Below are 26676 nucleotides of genomic sequence, written 5' to 3'. Positions count from 1 at the left end.
CTAGCACTAAAGGCAAACAATCGCATGGACAAAGAACAAGTATTTCTAAAGCTCAAAGAGATACTTCATCAACACTTTATCAATCCCAAAACTGTAATTACCTGAAATCATTTAATCGTCAAAGAGTTAGGTCTCGAGTAAAAACAACTCTTTTCAATCATATAATTTGCATTTTTTACATAAAAATATTATATTATTGTAAATATTACAAATTATATGACTATTTTATCGAATATGACCATTGGGCTCACCATACGCCATCAGCGCAAAGCGCTAAACATGACTCTGCAAGCACTTGCAAATAAAGTAGGTGCAGACGCGGGTAATTTATCACGAATTGAACGCGGCGAATTGGGCATTAGCGAAACGATACTACGCAAGATAGCTGAAGCGCTTAATTGCACTCCAGCCTATTTATACTTGCAAAGCGATATGCCAAAAGCTGCATTATCAGCGCAAGAACAGCGCCAGCCCAACTTAACCACGTTGTCACACGCCGCTGGAAAAGTACACGCCTCAAATGTTAAAGAATTCGTAAATTGGTTTAGGTCAGCTGCACCTTATATTCACGCGTTTGGTGGCAGTACATTTGTTATTGCGTTTGGTGGTGAGGTGGTAAGTGAGCAACAATTTGTGGCACTTTCGCACGATTTAAACTTACTAGCCAGTTTAGAGGTGCGCTTGGTATTAGTGCATGGCGCAAGACCGCAAATTGAACAGCGCCTCAAGCGCGACAAACTCACTCCAGCGTTTCATAATGGTTTACGTGTAACCGATGATGCGGCAATGGAGGCGGTTAAAGAAGCCAACGGCGCGGTGCGGGTGGAAATTGAAGCCTTGCTATCAATGGGCATTGCCAACTCACCCATGGCGGGTGCTGACATCCGCGTGGCGAGTGGTAACTTTGTGACGGCAAAGCCAATGGGCGTGCGTGAAGGCGTGGATTTACAGCACACAGGCGAAGTGCGCCGTGTAGATGCTGTTGGCATACAAAAACGTCTTGATGACAACGAATTGGTTTTGCTCTCTCCGCTCGGTTATTCCCCTACTGGCGAGGCATTCAATTTAAGTTTAGAAGATGTCGCCGTTAGCGCCGCAGTGGCACTTGATGCAGACAAGCTTATTTTTTTAATGGATTCTGAAGGCGTACATAACTTACGTGGTGAATTGTTACGTGAGATGACTGCTGAAAAAGCTAAAAACTTATTGCGTAATGTAAAAGATAATGAACAGGCAATTAATATTTCTGAAGACATTAACTATTATTTACCAGCCGCTGTCAGGGCTTGTGAACACGGCGTGGCCCGCACACATTTGATTTCTCGCCACATTGATGGCGCGATTATTCAAGAGTTGTTCACGCTAGATGGTATTGGCACCATGGTGACCGAGTTGAGCTTAGAAAGTATGCGTCAAGCCAATATTGACGACGTTGGTGGCATATTAAAACTGATTGAACCTCTTGAGGCGGAAGGTTTTTTGGTCAGACGTGGACGCGAACATATTGAAATGGAAATTGAACATTTTTATGTGATGGAGCATGATAATCGCATCATTGGTTGCGCGGCTTTGTATCCATTTAAGTCTGAACGTATGGCTGAGTTTGCTTGCCTAGCGATTGATCCCGCTTACAGGGGTGGGGGACGCGGCGATAAATTGTTTTATTTTTGTGCCAATCAAGCGAAGGAAATTGGTTTTAAAAGCTTATTCTGCCTCACTACCCGCACCGAACACTGGTTCTTAGAGCGTGGTTTTACGGAACAAAGTGTGGATAAACTGCCCGCCGAAAAACAAAAACTTTATAACTTTCAGCGAAATTCAAAGGTTTTTAGCAAAACCTTGTAGGCAAATTTTGGTTACAATTACACAAAGTACAATCTACCAAATATCGACTCACGGAAATCTTATGTTAAGTCAAACCACTGCCGCAAAAAAAGCCCGCACACTTGCTGAGGCTTTACCTTACATCAAACGCTTTTTTGATAAGACTATTGTCATTAAATACGGCGGAAACGCCATGACAGACGAGCACCTGAAACAATGTTTTGCACAAGACGTGGTGCTACTCAAACTGGTTGGCATGAACCCTGTCGTAGTACATGGTGGCGGACCACAAATCAATGAAATGTTAGATAAACTCGGTAAAAAAGGCGAGTTTATTCAAGGCATGCGCGTGACCGATGCTGAAACCATGGACGTGGTTGAAATGGTGCTTGGCGGCCAAGTAAACAAAGAAATCGTAAATTTGATTAACCGTCACGGCGGCAAGGCTGTTGGGCTAACTGGGCAAGATGGCAATTTCATTCATGCCCATAAATTGTTGATGGAAGACATGAATGACCCCACTAAATTTATTGATGTCGGCCAAGTGGGCGAGATTAGTGCAATTGACCCAAGCATTATTAATTTTTTAGATTCTGGTGACTTTATTCCAGTAGTAGCGCCCATTGGTGTGGGCAAAGATGGCGAAACTTATAACATCAATGCCGATGTCGTTGCAGGTAAATTGGCTGAAATTTTAAATGCTGAAAAATTAATTTTACTGACCAATACACCTGGCGTACTGAATAAAAGTGGCGAGTTGTTGACAGGCCTTACGCCTAAGCAAATAGATGAATTAGTGGCAGACGGTACATTGTCTGGTGGTATGTTGCCTAAAATTAGCTCGGCATTGGATGCTGCAAGAAGTGGTGTAAAAGCTGTTCACATTATTGATGGTCGTGTAGAGCATGCGCTGTTACTAGAAGTATTAACTGATGAAGGTGTAGGTACGCTGATTAAGGCCAAATAAATTGGCACTAAGCAACAAATCAAAAGTCTGGATTTTTGATCTAGACGACACATTACATAATGCTTCGGCACATATCTTTCCCGTAATGAACCGCACCATGACGGAATATATTATGGACCATTTAAGCCTAGATGAATCAGCTGCACATCATTTACGCCAGCATTACTGGCGCATTTATGGTGCAACGCTTAAAGGCTTAATGAGGCATCATGGTACTAGCCCACATCATTTTCTTGAAGATACCCACAAGCTACATAACTTGCCTGAGATGGTGCTAGAAGTTAAACGCTTACGACATCTATTGCAAAGCCTTCCAGGACGTAAGTTAGTATTCACAAACGCACCTCGCAACTACGCCTTGCGAGTACTCGACATATTGGGCATTAGCGACTGTTTTGAGCTGATATTTAGTGTGGAATCCACTAAATATCATGGAAAACCATCTGTTCGTGGCTTTCAAATGTTACTCAAAACCATACACGCAAAGGCCAGCGATTGCGTCATGCTTGAAGACAGCTTACCGGCGCTCATGACCGCCAAACGATTAGGTATGACAACGATTTGGGTGACAAAAAAGCAGCAAAAACCAAATTTTGTGGATTATCGCATCGACAAAGTGTTAGCACTTACTCACCTTCGGTTATAATTTATTTTAAATTGAAATTTTTAACCGTTAATTAAAACCATTTTTGTAAGGGGATATCAATGGCAGGTGAACGTAAACAACAAATTTTAGAAACTTTAGCCAAAATGCTCGAATCACCCAAACGTGAAAAAATTACCACCGCTTCGCTCGCGGCAAAGTTAGAAGTAAGTGAGGCCGCACTATACAGGCACTTTGCCAATAAAGCGCAGATGTTTGAAGGCTTAATTTCATTTATCGAAGAAACGATCTTTGGTCTAATCAACAAAATTGGCACTGAAGAGACCGAGGGTTTAAGACAAGTTCAACGCACCATCACGATGTTGCTCGCTTTTTCAGAAAAAAACCCCGGCATGACACGGGTACTGATTGGTGATGCCTTAGTCAACGAAGATGAAAAGCTACAACTACGCATCAATCAGCTGTACGATAGAATTGAAGTAACGCTGAAACAAAGCTTACGCATTGCTGAAACCCAAACAGGCCATAAATCCGATGCTGAAGCACAGGCAAATTTAATTGTATGCTACGTAGTTGGCCGCTGGCATCAATTCGCAAAAAGCGGTTTTAAACGAAAACCAACTGAGTTTGTCCAACAACAGATCACCACGCTTATTAATGCCTAAGTATAGTATGTTCGAACTTATCGATGCATTAGCTACTTTAATAGGAACATCTTTAGGTATCATTGTTGGATGCTTAATAGGCTTGATTTTATCCTATGCTATTTATAGTTCGTTAGATGGTCATGGGGCTCGGGTAGAATTGTCTATTTTGGCATTTTTTTCCAGTGCTATTATTAGCGCTATCATAGAGGCTTCTTGGGGAAAAAATAAATGAGCCTTTTCAAACATTCAACACAATAAATAACATTGGAGAAATAAATTGCAAGGTACAATATTTGGCTTCACTGAAGCACAAATTACCGAGTTCGGCATGACTTACGGTGTGGGCGGCCTGATGTTACTAATGATATTTATCGTCGGCCATCTCGCTTGGGAATCAAAAGTCGGCAAGTTTGGAACATTTGTATTATTTCTGGGCTTAACCTTTGGCATGGTTGGGTATATTGCCAAATATTTCATCCAACATTATATGAAAATTTAAGCGATATTTTTTAACGCATGCTTGACGGCCTCTAATCTTGCTTCAAACACAGCGACTTTAATTTTCTCTGTTTCTAAATACCCACTTGCCACTAAGCCAGCATCAATGCTGGATGCGGCTTCCAGCACTTTTAACATTAAGTCTGCTGCCGGTGTTGGGCAGTTTTCAAAGCCTGTTCTACCGCGTGAATCTGCCTCACATGCTTTTAAAAAATCCTTAAAACGAGCTGGTTGTCGAATAGCATCCAACTCTATTAAAAATTCCAGCAAGGTACTTGGTCTCATCTGCAGTGTTTGATATAACTTTCCATGAAATTTAGCGACTAATTGAGCAAGTTCTTTGCAATCATTTGGTACGCGTAAGCGCTTACTCACCTCCTTGAGTAAGCGCACACTCCGTTCTTCATGGCCAATGTGGCGAGGCAATAACTCAATTGGTGTAGTACCCTTGCCTAAATCGTGCATCAAGGCAGCAAAACGAATTGGCAAGCTAAAGTTCTGCCTAGCGGTATAATCGATTACCAGCATAATATGTAGCCCCGTATCGACTTCAGGATGATACTGTGGGGGCTGCGGCACGCCCCATAGTTTATCTAGCTCTGGCAATATTTTCCGCAAAGCTCCACAGGCACGTAACACATCAAACATTCGACTTGGTTTATCCTCCATCAGGCCTTTTGCCAACTCTTGCCAAACACGTTCCGCAACCAAGGCATCCACTTCCCCTTCATCCACCATGTGTTGCATGAGTTGTTGTGTTTCTGCTGCCACTATAAAGTCACCAAATCTGGCTGATAGTCTAGCGGCGCGAAGTATACGTACTGGATCTTCAGCAAAGGCTTCACTGACGTGGCGCAAGGTTTTAGAGTGTATATCTGCTAAGCCGTTATAAGGGTCGATAAGCTTGCCATCGCAATCTTTTGCAATCGCATTAATGGTTAAATCACGGCGCGCCAAGTCTTCTTCTAAAGTCACGTCTACAGAAGCACTTACAGCAAAACCCTTATAGCCTTTAGCAGTTTTTCGTTCTGTACGAGCTAAGGCATATTCGTCATGGGTTTGGGGGTGAAGAAAAACAGGAAAGTCTTTGCCTACTGGCTTAAAACCATTAGCTTGCATTTCTTCAGGAGTGCTGCCAACAACGACATAATCTTTGTCTTTAACGGATAGTCCTAATAATTCATCGCGAACTGCACCGCCAACCAGATAGATTTGCATGGCAGCTTACCTATGTTATCTAGCTGCGAAGCGACGAAATCGATCATACGCACCACGTGGTGTTTGGTCGACGAGATACTGTGGAATGATGGATTCTAAAGAGGTAGGCACGAGGTTGAAAGCATTTGGAAAAGGTTGATCACTAACACTATCGACTTCCATTGAACGAATATTATCGCGTGACATTAACTTCACAGGCAGGAATTCCATCACCAGCGCCTGAAAGTATGAAAAACTATCATTCAGACCAATAATTAGTCGCTTAATTTGCAGTGTCGCCATGACAGTTTTTACCAACTCATGGAAACGGTAAACGCTAGGGCCAGCCAACTCGTAAGTATGACCATAGGTATCTGTATTTTCTATGCTAGACACAAAACAACTCGCCACATCTTCCACCCAAACTGGCTGGAACTTAGCATTGGGCTTAGCCAACACTACAATAGGTAAGTTTTTAACAAGGCTAGCAAACAAATTGATAAAACTGTCACCTCGACCAAAAATAATCGAGGGCCTAAATATTGTGATGTTCAACTGATGCTGGTACTCCAATAGCGCCGCCTCTCCTGCGCCTTTTGAGCGTAAATATTGACTGGGCGCATTTTTACCTGCCCGCAAACTACTCATGTGCAGCAAACGTTTAATATTTAAATCCACACAGATTTTGGCTAACTGCGCTGGCAACTGATGGTGCATGGCATTAAAACTATGCTGGCGACTTTGATGCAATACACCAATCAAATTGATTACTGCATCTACTCCTCTTAAAGCACTATTCAGCGCTTGATAATCTTGAACATTGCACTCGACAACTTGTACATTAGGCAATAAGAACAGATGTTTAGCTGCATCTCTACGGCGCGTTAGCACTTTAACCGCATAGCCCGCTGCATCTAGCTTTGCTACGATGGCACTGCCTACAAAACCTGAGCCGCCTAAAACACATATTTCTTTCATCTGATTTATACCTTTAACATTCAATTTTTAAAAACTATTCGGTTTCTGGATTATCTTCACTGATGATTTCTGGCTTGCCACTGCCAGGTATCGTACCTAAGCGCGATTTTAGCGTTTGTATTTTAGCGTCCACGCGCGGAGCATAAAGCTGCGCATTCGCCATGACTTTTTGTACGTATAGTCGAGTTTCGGTAAACGGGATGCTCTCAATGTAAATGGCGGCCTCAAGCGGCTCACTTGCCTGCCAACGCTTTGCGCGGCTCGGCCCAGCGTTATAGCCCGCAGTTGCCATCACTGCCTGACCACCCATCAAGTCTAAGGTGTAGCGCATGTAATAGGTACCGAACTCCACATTAGTGCTTAAATCATGAATCATCGTATTATTATAGCCATTCACGCCCTTGCGCTTTGCCACCCACTTAGCCGTGGCTGGCATCAACTGCATTAAGCCCGACGCGCCTACGCCCGATTTAGCATAGTGCATAAAGCGGCTTTCTTGACGCGTAATGCCATAAACCCAAGCTTCGTCGAGATCAACATTAGCCGCATATTTTTTGAAAAAATCACGGTACGGTGTCGGATAGCGCAAATTGAAATTATGCACGTATTTGGTGTTATCTGCGGTACTGATAGCAATGTCGTACCACTTTTGACGCAACGCATATTCGGCAGCCGCCAATAATTGCTTATCATCATAGTGGCGTGTTGCCCAAGCCCACTCCGCCTTTGCTTCCCAGCGCATGTCTAAACGCTGCAACTCAAGCGCGCGCTTGATTTCAGGCTGACTGGCGATTGCCGTCACTTCAACATCCGTCAACTTGTAATCGATGGCCGAACTACTCATTATACTTTCAAGTTCTTCGGCTGCCAGCCAGCCATAAAAATGCCGCTCAGTAGAAAGTTTGCCAAATATCGAATTGGCAATTCCAACTTCGCCCGCCTCTCTATATGATCGTGCTAGCCAATAACGCCAAACAGCCTCTTCTTGTTGCTTGCTCGGCATCTGCAAAATTGCTGCCTGAACAGTCACCCAGTCTTGAGCGCGCAGTGCCGCGCGCACTTGCCAAGCCAATTGTTCTTTATCCAAGTTTGCACCGTCTGCCAGTGCATAAAAATCAAGCGCCTGCGGATAATGTTTGCGTGCGGCGTGATAGGCTACACGACCCCAAGCAAAACTTCTATTTTCAGGATCAATCTGACTCTGTAGCTTTTTTAGGGTGCTAATAGCGGATTCAATATTATTGCGCGCTAGCCGGTCAATAGCATATAGATTAAGCTCCGTGCCATATTTCGTTTTGAATGAAACTAATTTTTTATCTAAAACCAACTGTGGTGACTGATAAGCACGGTCAAGCAATTTGAGGTTAGCATCATCCGAATGCGGCAATCGTGCAAACACACTTTTAGCTAAACTCAACTTTCCATCGTGTAGCGCCAATCTGAATCTAGCCCAAATATCCTCATTACTTAATTCACCTGTTTTTTGTAATTCATCAAATAATTGATTACAGTTACTCGGCAGGTCAACGCTCGTAAGCCATAGTTCTTTAACTTGGCTAGTCACCTCTAAATCATTAAGCAGTCGATGCCCATACAGTGCATAACATTGCACAGCAGCATCTTCACGCTGAAAAAGCGCGTGTTCTGCAAAAAACGAATCCCAGTTTTGCTGTTTTGCCAGTTTTTTTAGCCATTCACCACGAACGCGGTCTGCAAAAGGCATGTCGACATATTGTGCTATAAAGTTCTGTACTTCTTCATCTCTCGCTTGGTCGAGCTTTAGTAGCATCAGCCAATAATCGGCATACGGCGCGAGAATATATTGCTGGGTATTTAGTTGACTGACATCTTCAGATAAGGCGATTTCATTTTTTGCCGCATAAGCTTGCCGCGCATGCTGAAACAAAGTTTGATCAGATAAGGCATACGCCTGTGTGGATAACGCGATGGCTACAAACGCGAATAGAAGGCGAGTAAAATTCATAGAACGCCCCTTTTTAATAAATTACTTACCATTATAGTTTTATACAACAACTCTAAATCCACTCAATTCAGGAATCTAAAGCAAGCTGTTAATAAACTGGCTCTGGGAACAATGAGTTTTCTTGTGCCAAGAATACATCTGGCGCATCTTCTTGTTTTTCAAAAGTTGCATATTCCCAAGCTGATTCATCTTGCAGTAGAGCTCGAATCAACTGGTTATTCAACGCATGACCAGATTTGTAAGCAAAAAAAGCGCCTAAAATCGGGTGTCCCAGCATGTACAAATCACCAATCGCATCAAGTACCTTATGTTTTGCAAACTCATCGTCATAGCGCAAACCATCTGCGTTAATGACACGATATTCGTCTAAAACAATGGCGTTATCTAAACTACCGCCACGCGCTAAGCCATTTGAGCGCAAGTACTCTACTTCGTGCATAAAGCCAAAGGTACGCGCACGACTTATTTCTTTAATATAGGAATCTCTAGCGAAGTCAATTTTCACATTGCAACCAGAATGCTCGAACACGGGATGATTAAAATGAATAGTGAAATCAATCTTAAATCCTTGATATGGCTCAAACCGCACCCATTTATCACCTTCAATCACTTCAACCGTCTTTAAAACACGTATGAATTTTTTAGCGGCAGTCTGCTCCACAACGCCCGCTTCTTGCAATAAGAAAACAAAGGGGCCCGAGCTACCATCCATAATCGGAATTTCTGAGGCATCAACATCAATATAAACATTGTCCACACCTAAGCCAGCCAATGCTGACATGATATGTTCAACAGTAGCAACACGTGCGCCATTGGCCTCTAACGCCGAGCACATGCGGGTGTCATGTACTGCGTCAGGAGTCGCTAAGATTTCATTGGGTTGAGGCAGATCAACCCGTCTGAAAACAATGCCAGTATCGGCCGCAGCTGGTCGAAGGGTAAGAGTAACCTTTTCGCCGTTGTGCAAGCCAACGCCAGTGGCGCTAGTCGCTTTTTTTAATGTACGTTGCTTTAACATCAATGGTTAACATTCCTAAATTGCAAATCAATATTTACCTTACTAATCAAGCAAATAGTAGCATATTTATGCATTTACTTACTACCGCCAGCTTGACGACATCCTCAACAAAGTAAGCATTAAATTGGTTTATTAATGCCATTACCAAGCGATTAATCCGCTTGATTGCGTAAAAATGCAGGAATATCGTATTCTTCCATCCCTGACATTTTCATAGCTTCCACCTGCGCACGGCGGCTATTTGAGCCAAACACTTGTGGTGCATCATCTTCATCCATATTTCCACCGACAAACATTGGCTGATTCGTTGTTCCGTTACGCACAATCTCTTGTGTCATTACGCGCAACTCTGGTTTTTGCTGACGGCGTTGCGCACCTGTTAATCCAGTGGCTACCATTGTCACGCGCAGGCCATCGCCCATTGCTTCATCAAACACGTTACCTACAATCACTGTTGCATCATCGGCTGTAAATGCTTTAATAGTATTCATCACGTCATAATATTCTTTCATTTTGAAAGAAGCTGAAGTGGTGATATTCACCAAAACGCCACGAGCATTTGCAAGGTTGACATCTTCTAGCAATGGACTCGCCACCGCTTGTTCTGCGGCGATACGCGCACGATCTGGCCCACTTGCGATCGCTGAACCCATCATCGCCATGCCCATTTCAGACATCACAGTGCGTACATCAGCAAAGTCAACGTTCACTAGCCCAGGGCAATTAATAATTTCAGCAATGCCAGAAACCGCATTATGCAACACATCATTAGCCGCTCTGAACGCTTCTAAAAAGGGTACATCTTCGCCCAATACTTCCATTAACTTTTCGTTAGGAATCACAATCAGAGAATCCACGTATTTTGACAACTCTTCCAAGCCATCCGTTGCAACTTTAGTGCGCTTACCTTCAAAAGCGAATGGTTTGGTGACTACAGCCACTGTCAAAATACCCATTTCTTTAGCGATTTGTGCAATCACAGGCGCCGCACCTGTACCGGTTCCACCGCCCATACCTGCAGTGATAAACAACATATCGGCGCCATCAATCAACTCGGCAATTGCATCGCGATCTTCAAATGCTGCCTCGCGACCGATTTCAGGTCTAGCACCCGCACCCAAACCTTTAGTCATCGCCACACCCATTTGCAAGACTGTTTTTGCCTGGCTTTTTTTCAATGCCTGCATATCTGTATTTGCGCAAATAAACTCAACACCTCCCACATTTTTTTCTATCATGTGTGCAACGGCGTTACCACCGCAACCGCCTACCCCAATCACCTTAATCACGGCTTCTTGAGAGTTTTTTTCCATAATTTCAAACATTTAATTTCTCCTCTTTTTTAATTGATACTACTGCCTATTTACTTCTGCCTAAACTGCCTACTTAATACTTACTAATCCTTTAAAGCCGCTGTTTTAAAAGCAACATAGCTAAAAATTTCCTTGAAACCAACTCTTCATTCTTTCTAAAATCCTGCCGAGTGAGCCTGATTCCAATTGCCCACTAATATGGCGTTCTAACTGCTGTTTACCCATCAATACCAAACCCACCCCTGTTGCATATCGTGGATTGCTGACTACCTCGGACAATCCGCCAACATAACGCGGCAGGCCCATGCGTACTGGCATGTGGAATATCTCCTCACCCAATTCCACCATGCCACGCATCATGGCAGACCCGCCAGTAATGACGATACCTGAAGCAATCATTTCTTCCATGCCACTGCGACGCAGTTCGTTAAGCACTAATTCATATAACTCCACAACACGCGGCTCTAGTACTTCCGCTAAAGTCTGCACGGATAATTGACGTGGCTCGCGTCCATCGACGCCTGGCACTTCTACTATCTCTCGGGCATCGGCTAATTGGCGTAATGCGCAGCCATGCTTGATCTTGATATCCTCTGCAGATTGTGTTGGCGTGCGAAATGCCACCGCCACGTCATTGGTCATTTGATCGCCCGCAATCGGCACCACGGCGGTGTGACGAATTGCGCCTTGTTTGAATACGGCGATATCCGTTGTTCCACCGCCTATATCGACCAAACAAACCCCTAACTCTTTTTCATCTTCAGTAAGTACGGCCAAACTTGAAGCTAAAGGCTGCAATATCAAATCGCTCACTTCAATGCCACAACGCTTGATGCATTTCACGATATTTTGTGCTGCCGCCACTGCGCCAGTCACAATATGTACTTTCACTTCCAACTTCATCCCGCTCATACCAAGCGGCTCGCGTACATCCTCCTGTCCGTCGATGATAAATTCTTGTGTAAGAATATGTAGAATCTGCTGATCTGCTGGCAATGCAATGGCACGCGCGGTTTCGATTACACGGTCCACATCCATTTGCGAAACTTCTGCATCTTTAATTTTTACCATGCCGTGCGAATTTAGACTCTTGATATGACTGCCCGCAATGCCCGTATAAACATTGTTGATTTTGCAATCCGCCATCAGCTCTGCTTCTTCCAGCGCACGCTGTATCGATTGCATAGTTGATTCAATATTTATCACTACACCTTTTTTCAAACCACGCGATACGTGCTGACCAAGGCCAATGACCTTAACTGTGCCTTCAGGCTGTAGTTCAGCCACAATTGCCACAATTTTTGAGGTCCCTATATCCAGACCGACAATCAAATTTTTATCTTCTTTAACTCTACTCATGGCTTACTCCCTCCGCGTTTATCACACGGTTATGTCTATACTAATAATGTTTTTAAGTAATACGCTTTATACATGCTCAGATTATGTTCTCACTGGTTTTAATGTACCCAAGGTTTTAGTGCTGTTTAATTTAACTTCGCCTGTAGTGGTGTTTTTCACTTCAGCAGCGGGCTTCGCTTCCACTGGTTTACGTACTGCAAATCCATTGGGATAACGCAAATCGGCGTACATCACTTTCATATTCAATGCCGCAATTGTATTGCGGTAGACACTGACAAATTTTACTAATCGGCGTTGCATTTCTACTCGCCCAAGCTCTACCACCATGCCGCCAGTGGTGGTAATTTGCCAGGCACGTCTCGGCGTTAAAGCCAAGCTAGCGATTTCTAAATCTGCATTCTTTAATGTCTTACTAAACTCAGTAAATTGTGATGCCACTTCAATTACGCCGTCGCCAGGTCCGTAAAACATAGGCAATTCACTGCCCGATGCCGCATGAAACAACTCGCCGTGGGTATTCACTAAAGCAATAGTGCCCCAGCGTGCCAAAGCTTGGTGCTCTTCAATCACAACTTCTAACTTATCAGGCCAACGACGGCGCACACTTACACTGCGTGCCCAAGGTAATTTTTCAAACGCATCGCGCGCCTTAATCAAATCCAAAGTAAAGAAATTTCCTTTTAAATGTCTGGCCACAATCAATTTCACCTGTTCACGATTTACATGGCTTAACTGACCTTCCACTTTAACTTCACGCAAAGGGAATATTGGCAAATGCACCACCACATACAAGGCCGAATACAACATCACTACTACGCTCAAAGCAAATAGTAGGTTCGCCGTCCAATTTAGCAATGTAGGTTTATCCCACATCGGCAGACTCCAAAATTCGCACAACTAGCTGTTCAAAACTAATGCCTGCAGCTTTTGCTGCCATTGGCACAAGGCTATGATCGGTCATACCTGGACTTGTGTTGAGCTCTAAAAAATAATGATTGCCCGCTTCGTCCATTAAAAAATCCACACGTCCCCAGCCTCTGCAACCCACCGCTTTAAAGGCCAACAAGGCTTCCTTCTGAATTTGCTGTTCTTTTTCGGCGCCCAGTCCGCATGGGCACAAATACTCGGTATCATCACGCAGGTATTTGGCTTCGTAATCATAGAATTCATTTTTTGGCACAATGCGAATTATCGGCAAGGCCTTAAAGTCGCCTTTACCATCCGCAATAATGCCTACGGTATATTCGCCCCCGCCGACAAATTTTTCAGCAATCACCAATGGATCAGCCTCGGCAGCAATCTTGTAAGCAGCCTCTAATCCACCCGCTGCTTTTACTTTACTAATACCAATGCTCGAACCTTCATTGGCAGGCTTGACAAATAAAGGCAGCCCCAAGCGCTTTTCTATTTCGGCAAAGTCACTCGTTGCAGTCACTAACTCAAAATCAGGCGTGACTACATTCATGGCGCGCCACAATAATTTGGTGCGCCATTTATCCATGCCAATAGCCGATGCCATGACGCCGCTGCCTGTGTAAGGAAGATGTAGCATTTCGAGCGCGCCCTGCATGCAACCATCTTCACCAAAACGACCATGTAAGTTAATGAATACGCGGTCAAATGCTTCCAAATCATGTACAGGCTTATCGCGCGGGTCAAAGCCATGCGCATCAATACCCTGCGCTTGTAAAGCCTTCAATACGGCTGCACCGCTCTTCAGCGAGACTTCACGCTCACCCGATTTTCCACCTAGCAAGACTGCCACTTTCCCAAATTTTTTATTGAGCGTTATACTCACGATAAATATTCCCCAATCACTTTCACTTCTTGCTGCAAGGCAACGCCTTGTTTTTCCAATACGGTGTCACGCATATGTTTAATCAGTTGTTCAATATTCTGCGCAGTGGCATTCCCAGTATTCACAATAAAATTGGCATGTTTTTCTGAAACTTGCGCACCACCAATCTTGTAGCCTTTTAGCCCACTCACCTCAATCAGTCTTGCGGCAAAATCACCTGCTGGGTTTCTAAAGGTCGAACCCGCGCTTGGCAGATTTAGTGGCTGCGAAGCTAGTCTGGTGGCTAATAAATCTTTAATTCTTTGTGTCGACTCTTCGGCGTCGCCAATTTGCAAATCCAACCAAGCTGCCACAAACCATTCATCCACCACTGGCATATCCACATGGCGATAACTGGCTAGGAATTCATTGGCCGCACGTTTGTGCAGTTCACCTTGTTTGTTAATGGTTGTGACGCTATTCACCACATTCCATGTCTCAGTGCCATAGCAGCCTGCATTCATCGCCAACGCCCCACCTAAGGTGCCAGGGATGCCTGCAAAAAACTCTGCCCCTTGTTTGCTTTGCTTAGCGCAGAATTTTGCTAACTTTCCGCAAGTTACGCCAGCTTCAGCATAGATCAGGGCGCCTTCTATTTTTAGTGTTGTCAACACGTTATGCATAATAATGACGGTGCCGCGTATGCCGCCATCACGCACTAATAAATTGGACCCCAAACCCACAAAATAAACTGGCGCACCTGTATCTAGATTCTTTAAAAACGTACGTAAATCTTCTAGCCCAGCGGGTATGTAAAGTTGATCTGCTTTACCACCCACGCGCCAACTTGTGTAGCGAGCCATCGGCTCATCTACAAGCAAGTTTCCTTGTACTTCTCCAGCCAAATTTTGCCTAGTTTTACTCATTACTTTGCTACTGCTCCATTTGCCAGCGCTCTAGTATTTTCTGCTACATGTCCAATCGAACCTGCACCCATGACAATGACCACATCGTCGGCTTGTGCTACATTTAGAATTGCCTCTGGTAAACAGTCAGTCGTTTCTACAAACAGCGGCTCTATTTTGCCTGCCACTCGAATGGATCTAATGAGTGAACGCGTATCGGCCGCCACAATGGGCGCTTCGCCCGCTGAATAAACTTCTGTCAGCAATAGCACATCTGCGCTTGATAGCACGCGAACGAAATCTTCAAAACAATCTCGCGTACGCGTGTAGCGATGCGGCTGAAAGGCCATGACTAATCGTCGGGCTGGGAATGCGGCCCGTGCGGCCGCTATCACTGCCTGCATTTCCACCGGATGATGGCCATAGTCATCAATTAAGGTGAATTTTCCACCTGTCTTGGCGGCAATCTCTCCGTAACGCTCAAAACGTCTTCCTACTCCTTTAAATTCTTTCAACGCTTTAATAATCGCCGCATCTGGTACATCTAGTTCACTGGCAATCGCGATAGCAGCAAGAGCATTTAACACATAATGGTTGCCTGGCAAGTTCAGTGTCACATCAAATTCTGTGGTCACCCCGTTGATTCGCTGTACGGTGAAATGCATCTTTCCATCATCTGCGCGAACTTTTGTTGCACGCACACGCGCATCTTCACTGAAGCCGTAGGTCATCACGGGTTTTGTAATGCGCGGTAAAATTTCACGAATATTGGCATCATCCAAACAAACGACTGCCATGCCCCAGAACGGCAATTGTTGTAGAAACTCAACAAATGCACTTTTAAGTTTTTCAAAGCTATGTTCGTAAGTGTCCATGTGATCTTGATCGATATTCGTCACCACGGCCATTACTGGGGTCAAATGCAAGAATGACGCATCGGATTCATCCGCTTCTGCCACGATGTATTCGCCCGTACCAAGCTTGGCATTGGCATTTGCCGCCTCCAACTTGCCACCAATGACAAAGGTCGGATCCATGCCCGCCTCGGCTAATATACTGGCGATCAGACTGGTCGTCGTGGTTTTTCCATGCGTACCAGCCACTGCAATCCCCTGCCTAAAACGCATCAATTCTGCCAACATCAGTGCCCGTGGTACCACCGGGATATTTCTGGCTCGTGCGGCCTTAACTTCAGGATTCGCTTCATTTACGGCTGAAGAAACGACCACCACATCCGCATCCTTAACATTTTCTGCCCCGTGTCCCTGATACACGGTTGCCCCGAACGCAACTAAACGTTGTGTAGTGGCATTCGATGCTAAATCTGAACCCGTTACTGTAAAGTTTAAATTAATAAGCACCTCTGCTATGCCGCTCATGCCTGAGCCACCAATGCCAACAAAATGTATGTTTTTGACTTTATGCTTCATGGTATTTAATCTCTAAAGTGCAACTTCTATACAATTATTTGCCACGTTTTCTGTGGCCTCGGGCTTACCTAATACACGCGCTTTTATTGCCATTTCTAAACATGTTTCGCGAGTTAATTCACTCAGAATATTCACCAACTTATCAACACTTAGCGCTTGTTGCTGCACTAAAAATGCTGCACCACTATCAACCAAATACAAGGCGTTGGTGGTTTGGTGGTCATCCACCGCAAATGGAAATGGCACCATGAGCGAACCCAAACCTACGGCTGAAACTTCGGCCACCGTGAGTGCCCCTGAGCGGCAAATAATAAAATCAGCCCATGCATACAGGCTTGCCATATCATCAATAAAGGCTTTTGATTCCGCCGCAACGGCAGCACTTTCATAATTTTGTTTTAAAGCCTCAATGTGTTTTACTCCCGCCTGATGCACCACTTGCGGACGTTGCCCGACAGGAAGCTTTGCTAAGGCTTGCGGAATCACCTCGTTCAAAGCTTGTGCGCCTAAACTTCCCCCTACAACCAACAAGCGTAGTGCGCCTGTACGGGTAGAAAAACGTACTTCTGGCGCGACTACATTCGCAATATCTGCCCTTACTGGATTACCAACCAACTGCGCTTTGCCAGCAAACGCCGCCGGGAATGCCGCCAATACGCGTGTTGCGAATTTTGCCAATACTTTATTGGTTAAGCCTGCAATAGAATTTTGCTCATGAATCACTAATGGCTTGCCAAGCAACTTTGCCATCAAACCACCTGGGAAAGCGGCAAAGCCACCCATACCTAACACCACGTTTGGCTGATGTAGCCGAATAGCTGCAGCGCTCTGTGCACAGGCTTTTACTAATTTTACTGGCAACAAGACCCAGTCTAGCCAACCCTTACCGCGCACACCTTGCATGGTAATCATGGCTTTTTCATAGCCACTATTCTCAATCAAGCGGTTTTCCATGCCTCCTTCTGTACACAGCCAGACGATTTTCCAACCCTTCGCTTTTAAGTTATCTGCCACCGCCATGGCTGGATAGACGTGGCCACCCGTGCCGCCAGCCATGACCATTAAGGTTTTACTTGATTTTATTAGGGCAAGATTCATGCTGGCAGGCCCTTTTGTAGTCGTCTATTCTCAAAATCAATTCTGAGGATGATGGCCATAGCAACGCAATTCGCTAATATGCCGCTACCGCCAAATGACAGTAGTGGCAAAGTCAGCCCTTTGGTAGGCAACAGACCCATATTCACCCCCATATTAATAATGCCTTGCACACCCATCCAAACGCCCAAACCCTGTGAAAGCAAAGCAGCAAAGTAGCGCTCATTAGCAATTGCTTCTTTTGCAATGCCAAACGCACGAATCACGATCCAAACAAACAAGCCAATCACAGTTAACACCCCAACAAATCCTAGCTCCTCAGCCACTACTGCCAACAAAAAGTCAGTATGCGCTTCTGGCAAATACAGCAGCTTCTCAACACTGGCACCCAAGCCTACACCAAACCATTCGCCACGACCAAACGCGATTAGCGCATGCGAGAGCTGATAACCTTTGCCGTAAGGGTCTGCCCATGGATCCATAAAGCCAATCACTCGCTCCAACCGGTAAGGCGAACTCCAAATTAGGAACACAAAACCCACCACCAGTAAAATCAATAAACCCGCAAAAATTCGACCATTAATGCCGCCCAACCATAAAATGGAAATGGAAATCGCGGCAATCACTGCAAATGCACCAAAATCTGGTTCGCGAAGTAGCAAGCCGCCAACCAGCAGCATCACAATTAACATTGGCAAGAAGCCGTGCCTAAAGCTTTGCATCACAGCCGCCTTACGTACGGTGTAATCTGCCACGTAGATGGCAGCAAATAATTTCATAAATTCCGAAGGCTGCGGATTTACTACAAATAGCTTTAACCAACGGCGACTGCCACCCGCTTTAAGGCCAATACCAGGAATGAGCACCAGCACCAACAGCACTAAGCCGAATAAAAATAAATAAGGTGCCATTTTTTGCCACCAAGCAATCGGCACATTAAAGGCTACAAACGCTGCAGTGAGCCCAACAAGCATAAAAACAACCTGATGCGTCAAATAATAACTACTGTTATGACCTACGCCTTTATCAGCCTCTGCAATGGCGATGGATGCGGAATACACCATGACCAAACCAATGCCGAGCAAGCACAACACCACCCACAACAAACCTTGGTCATAATTTGGCGAATTGATGCGTTCGCGATTAAGCATGGTGGTTATCATGCGCTTGCCTTTTCTAAAGCCTCTAAGGCCTTGACGGCTTGCACAAAAACTTCTGCACGGTGCACATAATTTTTAAACATATCAAAGCTTGCACAAGCGGGTGACAGTAATACCGCATCGCCTGTATGAGCAATTTTTTTGGCAATATTCACGGCTTCTGGCAGGTCAATTGCCTGATACATGGGAATGCCTGTTTGCAACAATACAGCTTCAATCAAAGGCGCATCGCGGCCAATTAACACCACCGCCCGCGCATTCTCAGCAACCACCTCTTGCAAGGGTGAAAAATCCTGGCCTTTGCCATCTCCACCAGCAATAAGCACTACTTTTTGCGCCAAGCCTGAGAGTGCCGCACAAGTCGCACCAACGTTAGTGCCTTTTGAGTCATCGTAATAATCAACCTCATCGATAGTAGCAACCCATTCGACACGGTGGGGTAAGCCTTTAAAGTTATATAAGGTTTGAATGATGTGCGGGTAATCAATCCCAATGCCACGACACAAGGCGACTGCCGCGAGTGCATTCGCGGCATTGTGCAATCCGACAATTTTTAAATCTTGGATGTTAATCAGCTCTTTGTTACCTTCGCACAACCATGTTTCACCGTCCACTTGCTTCAGACCATATGAGTTTTCATCAGCTTCATTAGATAGCCCAAATGTCACTTGTGCCAACTTAGGACGCGCCATTAACATGCTCCAGGCGTCATCGCGATTCAACACTTGCAACTTGGCGTTGTAAAAAATACGTGCTTTCGCGATTGCGTAATCTTGAAAGCTTGTATATCTATCCATGTGATCTTCAGAAAGATTGAGCATGCTAGCCGCATCCACTTGCAAACTGCTGGTGGTTTCCAGTTGAAAACTGGATAGCTCCAGCACGTAAACATCTGGTGTTTGCAGGCCAAGTGCATCTAGGACTGGTAACCCGATATTGCCAGCTACAATGGTTTTTAAACCGGCAGCTTTGCAGATTTCGCCGACCAATGTTGTTACTGTGGTTTTGCCATTCGCCCCAGTAATAGCAATCACCTTAGAACTGCTGGAGCGATATTGCGCAAATAATTCAACGTCGCCCACCACAGGGGTTCCACGTGCAATTGCCGCTTGAATTTCATGCTCGCTCAGCGGCACACCAGGACTAGCTACTACTAAATCTACACCTGCAAAAGTACTCGCTTGAAATGCGCCAGTGTAAATTTGCACTTGTGGCAATTCTGCTTTCAATGCATCCAAGCCTGGCGGATTTTCACGCGTATCTGCCACAGACAAACGTGCTCCCTGCACTGCAAGCCAGCGCAAAGCTGATAAGCCTGTATCACCAAGGCCTAGCACGAGTACTTTTTTGTCTTTTAAGACAGTTTTCATGGTTATTTAATCGTCATCTCAATTTCAAACTGGCTAACCCAACCAACACCAACATCATGCTGATAATCCAAAAGCGCACCACGACTTGCGTTTCTTTCCAGCCTTTTTCTTCGTAGTGATGGTGTAAGGGCGCCATTAAGAAAATGCGTCGACCAACTCCATACTTCTTCTTGGTATATTTGAAGTACAGGACTTGCGCGGCCACTGAAAACGTCTCAACTACAAATACACCGCCCATAATGAACAATATAATCTCTTGCCTTACAATCACCGCCACAATACCCAAGGCAGCGCCCAACGCTAATGCGCCGACATCTCCCATAAACACTTCGGCTGGATAAGCGTTAAACCATAGAAAGCCTAAACCAGCACCTGCCATCGCTGCGCAAAAGACCATGAGTTCACCTGCTCCCGCCACATAGGGCACACCGAGGTATTTTGAGAAATACAAATGCCCGGCGACGTAAGCAAAAATGCCCAAAGCACTGGCTACCATCACCGTTGGTAGAATGGCCAAACCATCTAAGCCATCCGTTAAATTCACCGCATTACTGCTTCCCACCACTACTAAATAAGTCAACACAATGAAGCCTATTGCACTAAGCGGCAGTACCAGCGTCTTGAAGAAGGGGACAATTAACGTGGTTTCCACAACGGTGACTGAAGTTTTGTACAAAAATACAGCGACCGCCAAACCAATCAGGCTTTGCCAGAAAAACTTAGCTTTTGCGGACAGGCCTTTAGGATTGCGATGCACTACTTTACGATAATCATCTACCCAGCCAACTGCACCAAAGCCAAGCGTAGTCACTAACACGACCCACACAAACCGATTACTTAAATCTGCCCAAAGTAAGGTTGATATGGCAATTGCTACCAGTATCAATGCGCCCCCCATGGTTGGAGTGCCGGTTTTAATGAGATGCGTTTGTGGGCCATCATCACGCACGGCTTGTCCGACTTTGTACTCGGTGAGTTTACGAATCATGCTCGGACCAGCGATGAATGAGATCGCCAAGGCCGTTAACGTAGCTAAGACCGCGCGCAAAGTAATGTAATTAAACACATGAAAACCACGAACATCGTGTGCTAACCAACGAGCCAGCTCGAGTAACATTATTGATCCTCCCTTTGTATTTTTTGTAGGTCAGATGCAATTATGGATGCTACAGCACCTGATTTCGCCTCTAACAAGTCAATAACACGCTCCATTTTCATAAAGCGTGAGCCTTTCACCAATACGGTTGTATTTTCAATCATTAATGGCTCTACCACCGCCACAAGATCCTCCGGCGTGGCGTAGTGAGAAGCACCAGCACCAAATGCACGCGCCATTTCTGTACTTAATTCGCCCAAACAAAACAAGTGTTTTAAACCTGCGGCCTTTGCATATTTGCCAATTTCTGCATGCATATTTTTTGCATTCGCCCCTAACTCACCCATGTCGCCAAGCACGAGTAGTTTCTCACCCGCTTGCTGAGCCAATACATCAATCGCGGCGCGCATTGAATCTGGATTCGCGTTATAAGTATCATCAATAAGTTTGGCGCCATTTAATCCTGCTTTGCGTTGCAATCGACCTTTTACGCCGCCAAAACTACTAAGACCGCTCGCTATATCGGCGTTAGATACCCCCAATGCAACTGCAACCGCGCTGGCAGCGACTGCATTACTTATGTTGTGCGCGCCTAATACAGCCAAACTAAAACTCACCGTGCCTTGTCTGGTGGTTAAATTAATTTGACTTAAATTCTCATGTTCAACATATGTCGCCGTCACGTCAGCTGCATTTTTTAGGCTAAATGTCAGCACGTTTCTTGCTGAATTCAGCCCAATCCAATAATCAGCATAGGCATCATCCGCATTAATAACCGCTACGCCTAACGCATCCAACCCTGCAAATATCTCACCTTTCGCTTTGGCAATATTCTCACGCGAACCCACTTCGCCAATATGCGCTGTACCTGCGTTGTTAATTACGGCCACTGTCGGCTTGGCGATACGGCTTAAATATTCGATTTCACCTAAATGACTCATGCCCATTTCAAGCACTGAGAATTGATGATCTGTATGCAACTTAAGTAAGGTTAGCGGCAGGCCAATGTGGTTATTTAGATTTCCAACGGTAGCATGCACCGCATTTTCACGGCCAGCCTTGGCTACTAAAATTGCCAAAATCATCTCTTTAACCGTGGTCTTGCCGTTACTTCCAGTAATCGCAATTACGGGAATAGCGAACTTTGCACGCCAATAACTAGCTAATGCACCCAAAGCTAGATAAGTATCTTCAACCACTAGCGCAGGTTCAATCCCTAGATTTGGATTTGATACCAACACTGCCGCCGCCCCTTGTGCTAAGGCTTGTGCTGCATAGTCGTGACCATCAAAATTTTCACCTTTTAGCGCAACAAACAACTGACCCTTGCTTACGTTGCGGCTATCGGTACCGACACTGCTAAACACGGCATCGTTACCTTGAAGTTTGGCTTGCATGGCGCTTGCGGCTTCAGAAAATTTCATCATGCGGAAGCCCTCGCGCTAAAATTTGGGTGATTTTTCAACGCCGCCTGTGCAATTAGCGCATCATCAAACGGGTATTTCACACCAGCGATTTCTTGATAGTTCTCATGGCCCTTGCCTGCCAACAATACAATATCGCCTGACTTAGCCAACTGCACAGCTCGATGAATGGCCTTTGTGCGATCTGCTTCAAGTAAATAGCCAGCCGGCAACGTGCTGACAATGTCATTAATAATGGTCTCAGGGTCCTCATGGCGCGGATTATCACTGGTCACGATCACTGAATCAGCAAGTTGTGAGGCAATCTCACCCATCAAGGGACGCTTGCCTGCATCACGATCTCCGCCGCAACCAAACACGCAAATCAGGCGACCTTTGGCTTGCTCTTTCAAGGTACTTAATACCTTTTCTAACGCGTCTGGCGTGTGGGCATAATCAATCACTACTAGCGGCAAAGCGCCGCCGCCAAACTGTTGCATACGTCCATGCACGGGCTTAATGTTGGCAATGACTTCTACCGCATCGGCCAAAGTCACGTTGAGGGCTAATAAAGTGGCTAAAACGGCCAGTACGTTATACGCATTAAACCGGCCTAATACTGGCGCGGTCAGTAGGGCAGTCCCTTGCGCAGTAACTACCTGCATCGTTAAGCCTGCATCGTGCAATTTCAAGCGACTACCTTGCACATCGGCCACTTGGTTGGCTAGCGTATCTAGTCCATAGCTTGTATATTTTTTGCCCTGTGCTTTTAGTGAATCCGCTAAGGCAATACCGAACGCATCATCCACATTCACAATGGCCGCACTTAAGTCATCCCAAGTGAATAATTTTTGCTTAGATTCACCATAAGCCTCCATGGTGCCGTGATAATCGAGATGGTCACGGCTCAAATTGGTCAGTACGGCAATATCAAATGCCACACCATTCACCCGCCCTTGATCCAAGCCGTGCGAAGACACTTCCATCACGACAGCTTTGGCCTGCTGGGCAACATAGTCAGCCAACATGCCTTGTAATAAAATTGCATCTGGCGTGGTGTTTACCGCCTCTGTTTGCGCGCCGATAAAACCATTGCCTATCGTGCCTAACACCGCGGTTTTTGTACTGAGTAAGGTCAGGCATTGTGCAACCCACTGGCTTACAGAAGTTTTACCATTAGTACCAGTCACACCTACCATGGTTAATTGCTTAGATGGATTTTGGTAATATTCCGCAGCAATCAGACCCGCCTGCTGTTTTAAGTCATTTACTGCAATATTGTCTAACTGCCAAGCATCATGCCAAGCAAAGTTCTTCTGCTCCCATATTACTGCCGTTGCACCGGCCTGTATGGCCTGTGCGATATAATCACGGCCATCGCTATGCGCGCCTGGATACGCCAAAAATAGCGAACCCACCTGCACTTTTCGGCTATCGGCCGTAATGGATGTGAATATTTGATTTAAAGAGGCGAGAATACTCATATTCCCTCCTTAACATCTTCATCATTGCCTTCGAGTACTACATTGTTATTCGGCGCATCTTGTGGCACCGCAAACAAACGTAAGGTATCAGCCATGATAGTGCTAAACACTGGAGCCGCTACTGTACCGCCGTAATAAGCACCATTACTTGGCTCATCAATCATCACCGCAATAATAAATCGTGGGTCAGACGCTGGCGCTAATCCGACAAACGAGGCCACGTATTTGTCATCCAAATAACCATGGTCACCCAACTTATGTGCCGTTCCAGTTTTACCGCCCACGCGATAGCCCAACACCTGCGCTTTCACAGCGGTACCGCCAGGTTGCACTACAAGCTCCAACATATCTTTTACATGGTTTGCGGTGACAGCAGAAAACACTTGCTGGCCGACAGGTATCTCGGCCAACTTCAATAAGGAAACAGGGCGCAATTCGCCCTCATTGGCAAAGACGGTGTATAACCTCGCCAACTGTAGCAGCGTGACACTAATACCGTGACCAAACGACATGGTCGCCTGCTCAATTGGGCGCCAGGTTTTATAAGGGCGCAATCTACCCGAGGCCTCACCTGGAAAACCTATACCCTCAACGTGGCCCAGCCCCAGTTCATTGTAAATATTCCACATAAACTGTCGATCCAAGGCCAGTGCAATTTTTGAGGCACCAACGTTTGAAGATTTCTGAATCACCTCAGCAACCGTCAATATTCCCTGCGGATGTGAATCATGAATGGTGGCAGGACCAATACTAAAGTGCCCAGGGGCGGTTTGAATTTTAGTTTCTGGCGTGAATTTACCGGATTCCAATCCAGCGGCCGCGATTACTGATTTTAATGTTGATCCTGGCTCAAACGTATCAACAATGGCGCGGTTACGTGTTTTACCTTTGATATTCACTGGATTATTAGGGTTGTATGTCGGCACATTGGCCATCGCAAGCACTTCACCAGTTTTTGCATCCAGCACAACCACTGCCCCTGCCTGCGCCTTGTGTGCCGCAACCGCTCTGGCTAATTCGCGGTGTGCGATATACTGGATTCTCAGATCGATTGACAAAGCCACGTCACGACCATCTTGCGGAACTTTGACAGCTTGCAAATCTTCAATAATATGGCCAGAACGATCTTTAATCACCCGGCGGCTTCCATCTACACCTGAGAGTGAAGTGTTTTTTTCCAATTCAAAACCCTCAAGGCCACGATCACCCGCACCCTTATCCCCCGGCCCAGTAAAACCAACCAGATGTGCTGTTACTTCACCAGCTGGGTAATAACGCTTGTATTCGCGTTGCAAATCGACACCCGATACGCCAAGTTTCATTACTTTTGCTGCCAGCTCAGGTGAAATACGGCGCTTTAAATAAACGAATTCGCGTTCACTATTGGCTAATTTTTTCTTTACTGCATCAAGTTTTAGATTTAACAATTCTGCCACTTGCTTGGTTTGTGCTGCATCTATCTGCACATCTGGCGGACTTGCCCAAACAGACTCCACAGGCGTGCTAATTGCCAACAATTCGCCATTCCTATCAGTAATTTTACCGCGCTGCGAAGTTAAGACTAGATTTCGACTATATCGCGCATCGCCTTTATCTTGCAAAAACTTTTTATGTATCCCTTGCAAGTAAATACTGCGCCCCAACAAAGCAGCGAACCCTAGCAATACGGCAATCAACAGTAAACGGCGGCGCCAAGCTGGCAACTTAACAATTACCTGCGTATTCACTGATGAGCGCATAAAAGGATGAAATGCCATTATTGCGCATCTCCATGTTGCGGCTTTTCTTGTTTAGTAATAGTTACTATCGCCTGATTAGATTGCTCGCCAATGGCCTGCGCTGATTCGGTCTGGTTAGGCGATACCACTTGCACTCGCTTAGCATCTGGCACCTGCATCTGCATTTGCGTTGCCGCAATCTTCTCAATGCGTGAATGCATCGCCCAAGTACTTTGCTCAAGCTGCAACTGCCCGTATTCCAATTCAATCTGCTTCGCGGCTTGGTTGCTACGCTCAAGCTCAATGTAGAGGTTGCGTGCCTTATGCTGAGAATTCACCAACCCCAGGGCAGATAACATCAAGGCAAAAAACAAAATGAGGTTTAAGCGTGTCATGCTACGCTCGTTCTTTCCGCCACGCGCAACACCGCACTTCTTGAACGCGGATTGACTTTAATTTCTTTAGCGCTTGACTTAACCACCTTGCCAACGTTGACCATTTTTGGCTGTGGCAAATCTGCCGCACGCACAGGAAAGTTAGCAGGCAAGTCATCGCGATTCGCTTGATCACGAATAAACTGCTTCACAATACGATCTTCTAGCGAGTGAAAACTAATCACAGCTAATCGACCCTGTGGCGCCAACAAAGCCAAGCACTGCGGCATGGTTAGCGATAACTCCTCAAGCTCTTGATTGACGAAAATCCGTAAAGCTTGAAATGTACGCGTTGCGGGGTTCTGCCCTGGCTCAAACCGCGTGACTGCCCCTGCCACGACCTTGGCAAGTTGCCCTGTAGTGGTGATGGCGCGCCCGTCATTGCGCTCCGTAATAATCGCCCTTGCAATCTGCT

Annotated in this window: 25 protein-coding genes; 6 read left to right on the top strand and 19 right to left on the bottom strand. The window is 45.5% G+C overall.

Annotated elements, in window-relative coordinates; all coding sequences use genetic code 11:
* The first annotated feature begins 234 nt into the window (after window positions 1-234).
* From argA to HOO90_RS01770, 6 genes are all read left to right on the top strand, one after another.
* Entirely contained in the window at window positions 235-1845 is a 1611-nt protein-coding gene (gene argA / locus HOO90_RS01795; RefSeq protein WP_292838946.1) for an amino-acid N-acetyltransferase, read from the top strand.
* Between the two features lie 61 nt (window positions 1846-1906).
* The gene (argB, locus tag HOO90_RS01790) at window positions 1907-2791 is read left to right on the top strand and encodes an acetylglutamate kinase (RefSeq protein WP_292838863.1); all 885 of its coding nucleotides are present in this window, start codon (window positions 1907-1909) and stop codon (window positions 2789-2791) included.
* Between the two features lies 1 nt (window position 2792).
* On the top strand, window positions 2793-3437 hold the full coding sequence (locus tag HOO90_RS01785; protein WP_292838861.1) for a pyrimidine 5'-nucleotidase: 645 nt from the start codon (window positions 2793-2795) through the stop codon (window positions 3435-3437).
* Between the two features lie 59 nt (window positions 3438-3496).
* Window positions 3497-4060 carry a nucleoid occlusion factor SlmA gene (gene slmA / locus HOO90_RS01780; RefSeq protein ID WP_292838859.1) on the top strand — a complete coding sequence of 188 codons (564 nt, stop codon included), beginning with the start codon at window positions 3497-3499 and terminating at the stop codon, window positions 4058-4060.
* 7 nt (window positions 4061-4067) lie between these two features.
* Window positions 4068-4274: a hypothetical protein gene (locus tag HOO90_RS01775; protein WP_292838857.1), complete on the top strand. Its 207-nt coding sequence runs from the start codon at window positions 4068-4070 to the stop codon at window positions 4272-4274.
* Window positions 4275-4319: 45 nt separating this feature from the next.
* Window positions 4320-4541, top strand: coding sequence for a DUF2788 domain-containing protein (locus HOO90_RS01770; protein WP_292838855.1), 222 nt, complete (start codon window positions 4320-4322; stop codon window positions 4539-4541).
* Here the strand turns inward: HOO90_RS01770 and HOO90_RS01765 are convergent.
* The 19 genes from HOO90_RS01765 to rsmH all read right to left on the bottom strand — a co-directional run.
* Window positions 4538-5758, bottom strand: a complete 1221-nt coding sequence (locus HOO90_RS01765) for a multifunctional CCA addition/repair protein (RefSeq protein ID WP_292838853.1) — start codon at window positions 5756-5758, stop codon at window positions 4538-4540. The two genes, HOO90_RS01770 and HOO90_RS01765, sit on opposite strands and share 4 nt — an antisense overlap.
* Before the next feature lie 15 nt (window positions 5759-5773).
* A complete protein-coding gene (locus HOO90_RS01760) occupies window positions 5774-6715 on the bottom strand; it encodes a complex I NDUFA9 subunit family protein (RefSeq protein WP_292838851.1) in 942 nt (313 codons plus the stop codon).
* 34 nt (window positions 6716-6749) lie between these two features.
* Complete coding sequence (locus HOO90_RS01755; RefSeq protein WP_292838849.1) at window positions 6750-8699, bottom strand: transglycosylase SLT domain-containing protein; 1950 nt, start codon at window positions 8697-8699, stop codon at window positions 6750-6752.
* Between the two features lie 88 nt (window positions 8700-8787).
* A complete protein-coding gene (gene lpxC, locus HOO90_RS01750) occupies window positions 8788-9717 on the bottom strand; it encodes a UDP-3-O-acyl-N-acetylglucosamine deacetylase (RefSeq protein WP_292838847.1) in 930 nt (309 codons plus the stop codon).
* A 152-nt stretch (window positions 9718-9869) separates the two neighbouring features.
* Window positions 9870-11042 (bottom strand): cell division protein FtsZ, encoded by a 1173-nt coding sequence (gene ftsZ / locus HOO90_RS01745; RefSeq protein ID WP_292838845.1) that lies wholly within the window; start codon window positions 11040-11042, stop codon window positions 9870-9872.
* A 108-nt stretch (window positions 11043-11150) separates the two neighbouring features.
* A complete protein-coding gene (ftsA, locus tag HOO90_RS01740) occupies window positions 11151-12389 on the bottom strand; it encodes a cell division protein FtsA (RefSeq protein WP_292838843.1) in 1239 nt (412 codons plus the stop codon).
* Window positions 12390-12470: 81 nt separating this feature from the next.
* A complete protein-coding gene (locus tag HOO90_RS01735) occupies window positions 12471-13262 on the bottom strand; it encodes a cell division protein FtsQ/DivIB (RefSeq protein WP_292838841.1) in 792 nt (263 codons plus the stop codon).
* The gene (locus HOO90_RS01730) at window positions 13252-14187 is read right to left on the bottom strand and encodes a D-alanine--D-alanine ligase (protein WP_292838839.1); all 936 of its coding nucleotides are present in this window, start codon (window positions 14185-14187) and stop codon (window positions 13252-13254) included. The genes HOO90_RS01735 and HOO90_RS01730 overlap by 11 nt, the downstream gene beginning before the upstream one ends.
* Window positions 14184-15092: a UDP-N-acetylmuramate dehydrogenase gene (gene murB, locus HOO90_RS01725; RefSeq protein ID WP_292838837.1), complete on the bottom strand. Its 909-nt coding sequence runs from the start codon at window positions 15090-15092 to the stop codon at window positions 14184-14186. The genes HOO90_RS01730 and murB overlap by 4 nt, the downstream gene beginning before the upstream one ends.
* The gene (gene murC / locus HOO90_RS01720; protein ID WP_292838835.1) at window positions 15092-16501 is read right to left on the bottom strand and encodes a UDP-N-acetylmuramate--L-alanine ligase; all 1410 of its coding nucleotides are present in this window, start codon (window positions 16499-16501) and stop codon (window positions 15092-15094) included. Before murC ends, murB begins: the two co-directional genes overlap by 1 nt.
* Before the next feature lie 12 nt (window positions 16502-16513).
* The gene (gene murG / locus HOO90_RS01715) at window positions 16514-17599 is read right to left on the bottom strand and encodes an undecaprenyldiphospho-muramoylpentapeptide beta-N-acetylglucosaminyltransferase (RefSeq protein WP_292838833.1); all 1086 of its coding nucleotides are present in this window, start codon (window positions 17597-17599) and stop codon (window positions 16514-16516) included.
* Window positions 17596-18759 (bottom strand): putative lipid II flippase FtsW, encoded by a 1164-nt coding sequence (ftsW, locus tag HOO90_RS01710; protein WP_292838831.1) that lies wholly within the window; start codon window positions 18757-18759, stop codon window positions 17596-17598. The genes murG and ftsW overlap by 4 nt, the downstream gene beginning before the upstream one ends.
* Window positions 18756-20126 carry a UDP-N-acetylmuramoyl-L-alanine--D-glutamate ligase gene (murD, locus tag HOO90_RS01705; protein WP_292838829.1) on the bottom strand — a complete coding sequence of 457 codons (1371 nt, stop codon included), beginning with the start codon at window positions 20124-20126 and terminating at the stop codon, window positions 18756-18758. Before murD ends, ftsW begins: the two co-directional genes overlap by 4 nt.
* Before the next feature lie 13 nt (window positions 20127-20139).
* Entirely contained in the window at window positions 20140-21243 is a 1104-nt protein-coding gene (gene mraY / locus HOO90_RS01700) for a phospho-N-acetylmuramoyl-pentapeptide-transferase (protein WP_292838827.1), read from the bottom strand.
* Window positions 21243-22649 carry a UDP-N-acetylmuramoyl-tripeptide--D-alanyl-D-alanine ligase gene (gene murF, locus HOO90_RS01695; protein ID WP_292838825.1) on the bottom strand — a complete coding sequence of 469 codons (1407 nt, stop codon included), beginning with the start codon at window positions 22647-22649 and terminating at the stop codon, window positions 21243-21245. The genes mraY and murF overlap by 1 nt, the downstream gene beginning before the upstream one ends.
* On the bottom strand, window positions 22646-24109 hold the full coding sequence (locus HOO90_RS01690) for a UDP-N-acetylmuramoyl-L-alanyl-D-glutamate--2,6-diaminopimelate ligase (protein WP_292838823.1): 1464 nt from the start codon (window positions 24107-24109) through the stop codon (window positions 22646-22648). The genes murF and HOO90_RS01690 overlap by 4 nt, the downstream gene beginning before the upstream one ends.
* Window positions 24106-25866: a penicillin-binding protein 2 gene (locus HOO90_RS01685; protein WP_292838821.1), complete on the bottom strand. Its 1761-nt coding sequence runs from the start codon at window positions 25864-25866 to the stop codon at window positions 24106-24108. The genes HOO90_RS01690 and HOO90_RS01685 overlap by 4 nt, the downstream gene beginning before the upstream one ends.
* A complete protein-coding gene (gene ftsL, locus HOO90_RS01680) occupies window positions 25866-26222 on the bottom strand; it encodes a cell division protein FtsL (protein ID WP_292838819.1) in 357 nt (118 codons plus the stop codon). Before ftsL ends, HOO90_RS01685 begins: the two co-directional genes overlap by 1 nt.
* The coding region (gene rsmH, locus HOO90_RS01675; protein WP_292838817.1) for a 16S rRNA (cytosine(1402)-N(4))-methyltransferase RsmH at window positions 26219-26676 on the bottom strand (458 nt) is incomplete at its 5' end. The genes ftsL and rsmH, both read right to left, overlap by 4 nt.

The organism is Methylotenera sp., assembly GCF_013141425.1.
In the GTDB taxonomy this organism is placed as follows: Bacteria; Pseudomonadota; Gammaproteobacteria; order Burkholderiales; family Methylophilaceae; genus Methylotenera.
This window is presented reverse-complemented; position numbering and strand designations above follow the sequence as displayed.